Origin of the sequence: Flavivirga spongiicola (assembly GCF_030540825.1) — a bacterium.
Classification (GTDB): Bacteria; Bacteroidota; Bacteroidia; order Flavobacteriales; family Flavobacteriaceae; genus Flavivirga; species Flavivirga spongiicola.
This window is the reverse complement of sequence record NZ_JAUOEO010000001.1, coordinates 4,388,716-4,400,712: the sequence shown is the minus strand read 5'-3', so window position 1 is coordinate 4,400,712 and position 11,997 is coordinate 4,388,716. Positions and strand designations below refer to the sequence as shown.

Genomic DNA, 11,997 nt, shown 5'->3' with positions numbered 1-11,997 from the left:
TTGTGGGCTTAAAAAGTATAATTATTATCTTTTATTTGTTAGTATTAAGTTGTTATTTCGAATAATGTAATTCAAACGATCTTTTATGAAACATCCATAACTAAAAGTTCGATATCCAAGAACAATGATTGTATGGATGCTACATGTGACAAATAAAAAACAATAAATATAAACACATGAAACATATCATCATAACACTATTAACTCTTTTTGTCTTTGCTTGTAAACAGGACATTAAAATAAATAAGCTCAAGACAGGTACATACCGTGCTTTATTAAAAGTAAATGAGACAGCCGATTTACCATTTAATTTTAAGGTGATTTCTGAAAATAAATTACATATTTTAAATGCCGAAGAAGTTATTGAAGTTGATGATGTTACCTATAAAAATGACTCAGTATTTATAAGAATGCCCGTTTTTGAAGGCTATTTAGTTGCTAAAATTGAAAACAATAAGTTGGTGGGGCGTTTTGTGAAAGCAGGCTTAAACAGAGTCATGGGGTTCTCTGCTGAAAAAAACAGGACTCGGTTTGATACCTCAGAAAATGCTAAACATGATATTTCTGGAAATTGGGAGACAGTTTTTAGTCCGGATTCTGATGCCAACAAATACATAGCAAAAGGGATTTTTAGTCAGAATGGGAATATGGTAACAGGAACTTTTAGAACAACCACAGGCGATTATCGCTATTTGGAAGGTGTATTGGATGGAAATCAACTTAAGTTATCAACTTTTGATGGTGCACATGCCTTTTTTTTCTCCGCTATGGTGACCGATAGCTCCATGGTTGGTACATTCTATTCTGGAGATCATTTTCAGGAACCCTTTGTGGCTAAACGTAACAACACTTATGAGTTACCGGATGCCAATACTCTTACCTTTCTAAAAGAAGGTTATGATAAAGTTGAATTTTCATTTCCTGATGAAACTGGAATGATGGTTTCTTTAAACGATGCACGTTTTAAGAATAAGACCGTTTTGGTTCAAATTATGGGTACCTGGTGTCCTAACTGTTTAGATGAAAGTAAGTTTTATTCAGAATTTTATAAAAACAATCGCGATAAGGATATAGAAATAGTAGCTTTGGCTTTTGAGTATGTGAAAACTGAAGATGCTGCTTTTAGTAATATTAAACGCTTAAAAGATAAAACAGGTATTGCATATCCTGTTTTGTTAGCACAATACGGTTCTTCAAGTAAGGTTAAGGCACAAGAGAAGCTACCCATGCTTAACCATGTGTTGTCTTATCCAACTACTATTTTTATTGATAAAAAAAGAGTGGTAAGGAAGATTCATACTGGGTTTAATGGGCCAGCTACTGGAGATAAGTACGTTGCTTTTAGAAAGGAGTTTGAGGCATTTGTTGGTGAGGTGTTGAATGAGTGATTATGGATTTTGTTTAATGATTGGACCTAATTGTGTTTTAACAATGTTTAGGCTTTGTTGATAATTATATTATTAAATATCTTCAAATAATAATTCTTTTCCATCCGCTGCTAATTCATCATATTCTTCTTTATCAACAATTACGATCTCATTTGAAAACCCTTTTATACTCTTGGCTATAACCTTTAAATAATCTCAAGTTTTAATAAGTCTCGATTTTAGTTTATCCTAAAGGAGCGAAGACGAAGTACTCGACCAGATAATTTTTTAAGTATCTGAATTCGTATGATTTGTAATGTTAAAGTTATAGAAGTAATTAAACGAACAACTGGTTTTAGTAGGAAAATATAAACAGTATAAGGGGTTGTATTTAAAAAATCATGCATTTCGTCGATAAAATTTGCATTTCATGGGCTGTAATTGTACGTTTAGAGCATATAATAATTAGCAATTATTTAACATGAAAAATTTTTACATAGTATTTTGGGTCTTTTTTTTGATAATTTACAGTACGAATGCTCAACAGGAAGAAGAAATAATAACTAAGAATGAATGGTTAAAACATTGGACAGATTTCAAACCAAATTTAGCCGATAATAATGAGCCTACACAGATATTAACAGGTGAAATTGCTGAAGATATTCAACTTTATAAAAGAGAAACTTACTTATTGTTAGGACATGTTTTTGTAAAAGAAGGTGTTACTCTTACTATAGAACCTGGCACAGTAATAATTGGAGATCATGAGACAAAAGCATCTTTAACTATTGCCAAAGGAGCAAGCATAATTGCAGACGGTTTAGTAACAGATCCTATTGTTTTTACATCTAATAAAAGTGTTAAAAAACCTGGAGATTGGGGAGGTATAATTTTATTGGGCGATGCTCCCTTAAACAAATTTGGAAGAGCTTCCGTTTCTTCTTTTTATCCAGAATTATCCCCGGAATATTATAAAAACACAAATTATGGAGGTGAAAACGTTACAAGTAATTCTGGTATTTTAAGATTTGTAAGAATAGAATATGCGGGTAAAAAAACATATACAATAAACAGTTTTAGTGGTTTATTATTGGCAGGAGTAGGTAACGAAACAATTGTAGAAAATGTGATGGTAAGTTATTCTGCTGGAGAATCTTTTAAAGTTTGGGGAGGAGAGACCAATTTAAAAAATATGGTTTCTTATAGAGCTAATGGAAGTGATTTTAATCTTAACTTTGGTGCTCAATCTCAGTTACTTAATTCATTAGCTATTAGATTTCCTTATATATCCAACAGCAGAGGCGCAAGATGTTTAGATATAAGGTCTTATGATAAAAAGGATGATATTGATTTTTCTAAAAAGGGTACATCCTTAGTTGCTGAAAATTTAACGTTAGTTAATAATAGTAAGGATTTCGAATTTGATATTCAATCGGGATTGATAAAAGAAGGCGTTTATGTAGGACATAATACTTTGCTCAACATAACTAAAAGCATGATTTCTGGTTTTAAGCCGGCAATTGTTTTAGAAGATGAAATTCAAGTAGATCAACCAAATTTAGAAAAAATTAAGGTTACAGATATGCATTTCAAAAATTGTAGAGGATATGTGTTTTCAAAGAATGATGCTAACAATGCTGCTTTGGAAAATTGGTATGCCAATAAAGAATTTTTAAACATGCTTTCTGTAGGTAATCGTTCAAAAACATTTATTGCTGATGCAAAAAAAGCAGAAATTGAGAATAAAAAGGCAAAAAACAAAGTAATAAATAAGAATATTGCTATACCTTTTGATTTGATTGAACTAAGTCCTATTTTTCCAGGATGCGAAAGAAAGGAAATAGGAGAATCTAAACAATGTTTTCAAAAGAAAATACGATCACATATAGCTAACAATTTTCGCTATCCAGAAGAAGCACTAAGAAATGATATTGAAGGACGTGTATTCATTATGTTTAATATAGATTCTAATGGACATGTTGTTAATGTCAAATCAAGAGGACCGGATAAAAGTTTGGAAGAAGAAGCTGAACGTATGATTAAATTGCTACCAAAAATGCAACCTGGTAAGCAACAAGGGCAAACAGTTAAGGTGTCTTATGGGCTTCCTATTGCTTTTAAAAAGACATTATAGTCTAACTATATAATATTTGTTTTTTTGTGAGAATGTTTTTAATAAACATCTCATGTCATCTTATTTATGTGTCTTAAATATCATCCAGCATTAAATTATAATCATACTGCAAATCTTCATGCAAATTTGAGATGATCTTTTTAGAAAGTAGTATCTGTCGGTTATACATATTCTGTAGTTGAACGCTTCTTTTAATACTAGGCGAGAAGTCTTTTAGTTTCTGACAAAAGTAGAGGAGGAGCTCTACTTCAGTTTCTTTGTTTTGAGAATAACGAATATATTTCTTGACGTTTCTTAAAATTTTCCGAACACTTTTTCTAATATAAAAGTAGCTGTCTCTATTAATTAATTCAAATTCAGCATCGACATAACTTTTTACACTTTCAATATAACCAGACTCATTATGAGATTCGAAGAGTAAATAGGTTAGGAGTTCTTTGTTTTCCTTTTTAAACCTTGATAAACGAAGACAAAGTTCTTGGATCTCTTGTGTTGAAAGCGTATTTAATTCTTGTTTAATCTCTCTTAATGTAACAGCTTTCATGTTAGTTTCCTTTTAATAAGTTAACGCTTACTGTAGCTAATTTGCTATTGGGAAACGTTGTAAAATAGTTAGGGTCTGGATGTAAACCGGCTTCAGTAGCCACTTTATTGAACAGATCAACTTCCAGAATGTATTGATCACTATAGCCATGCGTGGCATCATAGGCTGTGGCTGCTGTTTTACCCAAATTGTTAGCTGTTAATTTGGGATTTATAGTGTGTAATTCTATAATCAATAAACCGAATCGTTCCACATAGCCTTTCCATTTTTGTAAATGTTCTAACAAAGAACTTTCAACTAAATTATTACTAATGCGTTCGCCCTGGTAACTATAAGCTCCAGTTGAATTACTTACGCGCTCTGAAATTTGTTTTGGTGTTTCCCAGATACGATTGTGATCTAAAAAAGTTCTGACGTTCAATAAATCTTTTAAATCAATATTATAGTCTTCTTTTAAATCTTTAGCTAATAAATCTGGTCTACCAATATTACCCCAAATGACCTTTGCCCAAATATCTGCTTTAATTAAGTTACCTCTTGTTACTTTTAAGGCAGCCTGATTAAAATCGGCACCAACAAGCAATAATGGGTATTCATCAAGCATTTTACCTCTTAGAGTTTTGTATTCGATGACATCAAAAATATGTTGGATAAAAGCACCATTACCACAGCCCATGTCTAAAATTCCTTTTGGCTGTTCGTCAATAGGTTTATTGAATAATTCGATAATGATATCATCTATTATTTTAAAGTAAGTAGAGTGTGCACCACCACTTCCCCAAACATTCATTTCTCTATCTACATGTTTTTCTTTTTCGTCTGGTGAGCTAGTTTTTAACACTAAAGGATATCCAAAAATAAGCTCATCTAATTTCATAAATGTTGGTAAATATGAAATGGTAACGCCATATGCACTAGCGCGTTTGGCAAAAAACAATCCTTTATTGGTAAACTGATAAGTATTTTTCTTTTTAGTAAACCAACCTAAATGTGATAAAAAATCAAGTATTTTTTTGAAACTTTCAGGATCTTTATGGTATTCTTCAGCCCTAAAAGAGGCTTCCATAAAGTATTTATGAAAAAAACCATTAAGACCTAATAATACAATTATGGGTGCAGCTATAACACCTTCTATATGCTTTAGAACCTGGTGTTCAATAGAGCCGTCTTTAGCCATAGAAAGACCAAAATTTTGCTCATATTTTACAAATGCTTTTTCTAAGGCATTAAAGGCATCTGCTCCAATACCAGCTTCTGGAAATTTGACAGCGTAGTTCAGTAAATTTACAGCATCAGCATATATTGGTACTAATTTAAAAGCCTTTTCACTTTTAGCATTCGTTTCATAATGGACAGTATTATTAGTATTGTTAATATTCATGTTTAGCCAACCCTGAGAGGATAATACACGCAAACCAACATTGAGGTAGCCTTCGTTTGCATTAAATTCTTTAGCTAGGTTTTCAATACTAGATTTTTTATGATTCAACAAATATTGTAGCACACCATTTTTGTGAAGTGAATAGGCTGTTGTTGCTGTTGCAATACCATCTAAATGTCTAAAAATGGTACCTCTAAATTGTTCTTTATCTAGTTTTGTTAACATACGATAGGTTGTTTGGTATATAAATATAAAAAGAAAAACCTTTCCAATTTGATTAGGAAAGGCTTTTAAAAAATATTTTATTTTTTAGTTTATCGTAATTTAGGAAAATCAGCAGGATTTAATTCATGCATGACGTCGTAAATAGCTTCAAAAATATCCTCGGCAGAGGGTTTTGAGAAATAGTCGCCATCATTTCCGTATGCCGGTCTGTGTGCTTTTGCTGTAAGTGTTTTTGGTTGACTGTCAAGATGCTGATAGGCGTTTTGAGTATTTAATATTTCGTTTAAAATATATGCCGAAGCACCTCCAGGAACATCTTCATCAATGATCATAACACGATTTGTCTTAGCAATACTCTTTACGATATCATGATTTAAGTCAAAAGGCAGTAAAGACTGTACGTCTATAACTTCTGCATCAATACCAATGGATAAAAGATCTTTGGCGGTTTCTTCTACAATACGTAAGGTCGATCCATAAGAAACTAATGTGATATCTGTACCTTCTTTAACGATTTCAACGACGCCAATAGGTGTTTTTATAGTGCTTAGGTTGTTTGGCATTTTTTCTTTTAGCCTATAACCATTAAGGCATTCAATAACTATAGCAGGATCATCACCTTGTAAAAGTGTATTGTAAAAACCAGCAGCTTTAGTCATATTTCTTGGTACCAGAATGTTTACGCCTCTAGCTAAATTTAGAATACCTCCCATTTGAGAGCCAGAGTGCCAAATACCTTCAAGCCTGTGGCCTCTGGTTCTTATTATCAATGGCGCTTTTTGTTTGCCTTTGGTTCTGTAGTGTACGGTTGCTAAATCATCACTAATTATCTGCAATGCATATAAAATATAATCAAGATATTGAATTTCTGCAATAGGTCTTAATCCACGTAATGACATACCTATGCCTTGTCCGATAATAGTGGCTTCTCGTATGCCGGTATCTGCTACACGTAATTCACCATGCTTTTCTTGTAAACCTTCTAAACCTTGATTTACGTCTCCAATATTACCTGTATCTTCTCCGAAAATAAGTGCTTCAGGATAATTGCTGAAAATGGCATCAAAGTTATCACGTAGAATGATACGCGCATCAACTTGAATGGCATCGTTATCGTAAGTCGGTTTTACTTCTTTTATAAGAATGTTCGATCTACCAGTTTCAGAATATAAATGCGAGCTAAAATCAGGCTGTATTTTTTTGAAAATGCTATCAATCCAATCACCAAGTTGTTGCTTTTCTTTAGATGTTTCACTTATAAGAAATCTTAAAGCCTTTCTCGCGCTTGATAGAATGTCCTTTCTGGTCGGTTCATCTATATGCGCTAAGTCTTCTTTAATTTTAGATATGAACACTTTGTTAGGACTAGACGAAGCTACTTGTGTTAATATAGAAATTAATTCTTGTTTCTCTTTTAAAACAGGCTTTAAATAGGTATTCCACGCTTTCTTTTTGGCTTCTCGAACCTCCCTTTTAATGGTTCTTTCAATTTCTGTAAGCGTTTCATTTGTAGCAATCCCACTTTCTATAATCCATTCACGCATTTTTAAGTTGCAATCGTGTTGAGCTTCCCATTCTAAACGTTCAGCATCTTTATACCTTTCATGGGACCCAGAAGTTGAATGACCTTGTGGTTGTGTCAATTCCAATACATGAATGAGTACTGGTACATGCTCGTTTCTGGCAATATTAGAAGCTTCTTGGTAGGTTTCCATAAGATTGGCATAATCCCAACCTTTAACACGTAGTATTTCGTAACCTTTATGCTCGTTATCTCGTTGAAATCCTTTTAAAATTTCCGATATATTCTCTTTAGTTGTTTGGTGTTTTGCATGTACTGAAATGCCATATTCGTCATCCCAAATACTAATAACCATAGGGACTTGTAAAACGCCTGCAGCATTAATAGTTTCAAAAAACAAACCTTCACTCGTACTTGCATTTCCTATAGTACCCCAAGCAACTTCATTTCCATTAATAGAGAAATTAGTTGTATTAATGTTATCAACATTTCTGAAGATTTTTGACGCTTGAGCTAAACCTAACAAACGAGGCATTTGTCCAGCTGTAGGAGAGATGTCTGCACTTGAGTTATATTGTTTTGTGAGATCTTTCCAGTTTCCGTCTTCATTTAAACTATGTGTTACAAAATGACCACCCATTTGACGACCAGCAGACATAGGTTCTAATTCTAAATTTGTATTAGCGTATAGGCCTGCGAAAAATTGTTCAATAGTTAATTCACCAATAGCCATCATGAATGTTTGATCTCTGTAATAACCAGATCTCCAATCTCCTTTTAGAAAGGCTTTGGCCATAGCTAATTGTGGTACTTCTTTACCGTCTCCAAAAATTCCAAACTTAGCTTTACCTGTTAAGACTTCACGTCTACCAAGTAAGCTACATTCACGACTTTTAATAGCTATTTTGAAATCGTTTAGAACTTCTGCTTTAAAATCATCAAATGATATGTCGGTCTTCAAATTTGGAATAGTTTGCATTTAGCTGTGCTTTTTGCTCGTGCAAAAGTAGTTAAAATTTGTCGTTTTCGCAATTATATTAGCGCCTAAATATTTGAGGTATTTATAAAAATAGTCAAAAAAAAGGAATTAAAATGGTGATTATGTAATAAAAATAGGTTAAAAGTGATTATTCACTAATATATTAGTACCATCTTCTTCTAAATAAGCCTAAAAGCACTTGTGGGTCTACGGTAAATTTAAATCTGATTTTTTCATCGTAATTTGGTTGTCCTATTTCCCAACCGAGGTTAGAATATACGGGGAAGTAAATTTCAAAATAATCAGTAACTAAATTAACTCTTACACCAGAATCATATACAAAATGGGGATCATTAAACTTGTTTTTAACAAATCCAATATCACCATAAGCTAATATGTATTTCCATAATGTCGTACTTGCATTAAATGTGGTAATCCATTGGTTTGCAAAAGGTGTTTCTAGTTTGGATTTAAATCCACCTTCGGCATCTATATATTGTTGACTGAAGATCCCAGAAGCCTCAGAACGACCTAAATAAGGAAGATCGAATAAATAATCTGTTGGTCTATCTAACGCAAAACTGAAATAATCTGAAGTTATATCTGTCTTATTTTTTAAAAAAGCACCAGCAAACATGCGTAAATTTAATTGCCTGTTACTTTGAAATAATCGCCTATATTCATAGTTAAAGGACATTTTACTGAACTTTTCTCCAATTTGAAAATCGGCATACCATTTATTAAAGTTTATAAGATTATCATTAGAATTTCGATAGCGGATATTAAAAAGCTTATAGTTTGGTCTAAAAGTGGGGGAGATATTAAGTACATCTTCATCTCTTTTAATATCTAAATATCTAAATTTTAATGTTTGCCTTTTGTTTGAGCGTAAATCGTCATTTCTTCTAAATAACAGTGTTACTGATGGTTTTATTTGTCTAACAAATAGGTCTTCCGCATAGGATGTATAACTTCCAACGATGCCATAGTTGATAGCAAATAGATCGTTGTTGAAATAATGAGTTTTAGATAAAGAAGCTGAGCCTGTTAGGGATCTTGACTTGAAAGCGTATGATGGCTCAATTTTGTATTTAAAAAGCTTTCTTAAAATAGTAGTATTATAGGCTCGCATACCCAAAGTGAGTCCATCATAAATATTATTAAATTCTGCAATAGGCATGAGAAACACCTGATTGTAGTGAGGATCTTCAATATCCTTGAAAAGTCTAAATTGTAATGGTTTGTTATTAAAGAAGAAGCCTTTTAATGATTTCCAATTGTCTCTTAAATTGATTTCCGGAACAATTTTTTCATAATTTAAAACAAGCTTGTCAGCATTGTTTCTAGGTATTGTGAGTGTTTTACTTTTTGTAATGTTTTCTATCCATGTTTTAGAGATAATACTGTCATTATTCAAAGTATATAAAGAAATAGGCATGCTATTATCTCGCTTATTTTTTATGGTAAGCGTTATGGAGTCTTCGGTTTTAAGAACCTTTCTTATTTTGAAATCAATTTTTTTCCGGGTCGTTAGGTAATCTTCAAAAAACCAATCTATGTTTTTGTTTGTTTTGGATTTTAAATAGATTTCAAAGTCTTTGGCTGTTATTTGTTTTAATTTATTGTTGGATAAAAACGATGTTATGCTATTTTCCAATACTTGTTCGTTTATAAAATCGTCTAAATACTTAAGCCCGATACCTGCTTTATATTTGTTGGCAATATTAGTGTTAAACTTAAGCAAAGAGTCTTTTTGCATGGTAAGCGGTTGATCTCTATTAGTTCTTGCAGCAGACATCGCAGCTAGTGTATATTTATCATTATACATCATGTCTGAAATATGAAAAGATTTAACGCCCCAGAAGTCAGCTAAGGCACCGAGAAACTTCATGTTAGGATAGTATTCTTCAACATAATTCATTAAATAATAAATTTGTATACCATCTAACAACCACTGTTCTTTTCTTGGATTTACAAGTAGGGTGTTTTCTAAATAATTGTGTAATGCGATTTTTAATAATTTAAGCTCATATTGAAAATGAATCGGGTAAGTTTTTATAAATTTTGGTAAAAAATTTACACCATAAACGGGATCTTTTACGTTATCAATTTCTGTTAGTAAGAGTTTTTTATGAGGGTATTCTCCAAAGTTTTTTAAGATAAACTTTGTTACCTTTTCTGTAATTAAAACTTTCTCTATGACTTCTAATCCTTCGTCACTTATGTTTGAGACTATAGAAAAATCTTCGGATTGTATGGTATTGAAATTTGAACCTTTACTTAAAAATAGTTTATTGCTGTTTCTATTTTTTCCTTCTAGTTTAATAATTTGTTTATCAGCTAATTGAATCTGTTTACTTAAATTTAATTCTGAAGTTAAAGTGTAATTGTTTGGATGTTCAATTTCCAGTGTGATATCCGATTTAGGGATGAATAAATCATCTAAATTTTGATTGCTATAATATTGCCATTCACCATTATATATAGCTGGCGTTATATACCAATATCTTAAATTTAAATTACCAGAGTCTGTGATACCGTAACTTGTAAATTTAGCATTTGGGATTTGAACGATATATTCTAAATGAATTTTATAAGAATCATTTGGTTTTAATGGGGCTTTTAATTCAACTTTAATAATATCAATTTGGTTTTTTAACTGCTGAAATACTAAATCCTCATTATTCTGTTTGATGGAAGTGATAGCAGAATATCCTCTATCCCCGTTTTTAGCTAAATGAAAATCATTTTTGTATTCATCTGCAATTCGTATAGCTAATGGTGTCTTTTTTGTAGAATAACTATTGCTCCAATCGTTTAAATAAATAGTTTGTAGTTCATCTTGTGTTGTGTTTTGATATTGAATAGTTTGTGATATTTTGATTTGTTTGTTCTCAATATCAAAAACCGCCTTTACATCAATCTTATTTTGACTGAAGCTTGTAAAGCATATTAGGGTAAAAATGATGTAACTAAATAGGCGTAATTTCAATTTATTATAAAACATTTAACGGTTAATAATTCATGTAAGGCGTTACAATATAACAAAATATGGTGGTTTTAAAATTCACCAATGTTTATAGTGCCTAAACATTTAGTCGTAAAAAGGTTGTCATGCTAAAAGTTAGGGCTTAAACCGGATTCTTTATAGAATGCGTCAAGAATGTCTATAACTTCCTCTTCGGTATCTACCAAATGAATTAAATCTAAGTCTTTTGCGCTTACGTTTGAAAATGAATCTAATAAGGTCTTTTTTACCCAATCAAGCAAACCTTCCCAAAAATCTGTACCTACAAGAATAATTGGAAATTTTCCAATTTTATGTGTTTGTATAAGCGTCATGGCTTCAAATAACTCATCTAAAGTACCAAAACCACCAGGCATGACTACAAAACCTTGAGAGTATTTAACAAACATGACTTTACGGACAAAGAAATAATCGAAATCCAAACTTTTATCTGAATCTATATATGGGTTGTCGTGTTGTTCAAAAGGTAAATCAATATTTAAACCTACGGAGGTTCCACCACCTAAGTGAGCCCCTTTATTTCCAGCTTCCATAATTCCAGGACCACCACCAGTAATAACACCATATCCAGCTTCTACAATTCCTTTTGCTACTTTTTCTGCCAGCTTATAGTATCTGTCTTCTGGTTTCGTTCTGGCCGACCCAAAAATAGATACACAGGGGCCTATTTTGCTCATCTTTTCAAAACCATTAACAAACTCGCCCATTATTTTAAAAATGGCCCAAGAATCGTTTGTTTTTATTTCATTCCATCCTTTGTGATGTTGTTCTTTTCTCATATATAAATGTTTATATGGTTATCTGTTTATTCGTGTAT

The 11,997-nt window shown here is 32.0% G+C and carries 7 protein-coding genes; 2 read left to right on the top strand and 5 right to left on the bottom strand.

All coding sequences use genetic code 11. The annotated features are described in order from the left end of the window. Positions 1 to 176 precede the first annotated feature (176 nt). Both Q4Q47_RS17630 and Q4Q47_RS17625 read left to right on the top strand, forming a co-directional pair. Complete coding sequence (locus Q4Q47_RS17630; protein ID WP_303307957.1) at positions 177 to 1,388, top strand: peroxiredoxin family protein; 1,212 nt, start codon at positions 177 to 179, stop codon at positions 1,386 to 1,388. Positions 1,389 to 1,848: 460 nt separating this feature from the next. Further along, positions 1,849 to 3,501, top strand: a complete 1,653-nt coding sequence (locus Q4Q47_RS17625; RefSeq protein ID WP_303307956.1) for an energy transducer TonB — start codon at positions 1,849 to 1,851, stop codon at positions 3,499 to 3,501. 73 nt (positions 3,502 to 3,574) lie between these two features. Here Q4Q47_RS17625 and Q4Q47_RS17620 read toward each other — a convergent pair whose 3' ends face one another. The 5 genes from Q4Q47_RS17620 to Q4Q47_RS17600 form a co-directional block, all read right to left on the bottom strand. Continuing rightward, the gene (locus Q4Q47_RS17620; RefSeq protein ID WP_303307955.1) at positions 3,575 to 4,045 is read right to left on the bottom strand and encodes a hypothetical protein; all 471 of its coding nucleotides are present in this window, start codon (positions 4,043 to 4,045) and stop codon (positions 3,575 to 3,577) included. A 1-nt stretch (position 4,046) separates the two neighbouring features. Next, positions 4,047 to 5,651 carry an AprA-related methyltransferase gene (locus Q4Q47_RS17615; RefSeq protein WP_303307954.1) on the bottom strand — a complete coding sequence of 535 codons (1,605 nt, stop codon included), beginning with the start codon at positions 5,649 to 5,651 and terminating at the stop codon, positions 4,047 to 4,049. An 89-nt stretch (positions 5,652 to 5,740) separates the two neighbouring features. Further along, a complete protein-coding gene (locus Q4Q47_RS17610; RefSeq protein WP_303307953.1) occupies positions 5,741 to 8,152 on the bottom strand; it encodes an alpha-ketoacid dehydrogenase subunit alpha/beta in 2,412 nt (803 codons plus the stop codon). Positions 8,153 to 8,315: 163 nt separating this feature from the next. Continuing rightward, positions 8,316 to 11,144: a gluzincin family metallopeptidase gene (locus tag Q4Q47_RS17605; protein WP_303307952.1), complete on the bottom strand. Its 2,829-nt coding sequence runs from the start codon at positions 11,142 to 11,144 to the stop codon at positions 8,316 to 8,318. A gap of 125 nt (positions 11,145 to 11,269) precedes the next feature. Continuing rightward, positions 11,270 to 11,959, bottom strand: coding sequence for an LOG family protein (locus Q4Q47_RS17600; protein WP_303307951.1), 690 nt, complete (start codon positions 11,957 to 11,959; stop codon positions 11,270 to 11,272). Positions 11,960 to 11,997: the final 38 nt, after the last annotated feature.

Bases quoted from the DNA above. Each gene is read 5' to 3' on its own strand.
- Q4Q47_RS17600 (WP_303307951.1), bottom strand. From the start codon at position 11,959: ATGAGAAAAGAACAACATCACAAAGGATGGAATGAAATAAAAACAAAC.
- Q4Q47_RS17620 (WP_303307955.1), bottom strand. From the start codon at position 4,045: ATGAAAGCTGTTACATTAAGAGAGATTAAACAAGAATTAAATACGCTT.
- Q4Q47_RS17630 (WP_303307957.1), top strand. From the start codon at position 177: ATGAAACATATCATCATAACACTATTAACTCTTTTTGTCTTTGCTTGT.
- Q4Q47_RS17625 (WP_303307956.1), top strand. From the start codon at position 1,849: ATGAAAAATTTTTACATAGTATTTTGGGTCTTTTTTTTGATAATTTAC.
- Q4Q47_RS17610 (WP_303307953.1), bottom strand. From the start codon at position 8,152: ATGCAAACTATTCCAAATTTGAAGACCGACATATCATTTGATGATTTT.
- Q4Q47_RS17615 (WP_303307954.1), bottom strand. From the start codon at position 5,651: ATGTTAACAAAACTAGATAAAGAACAATTTAGAGGTACCATTTTTAGA.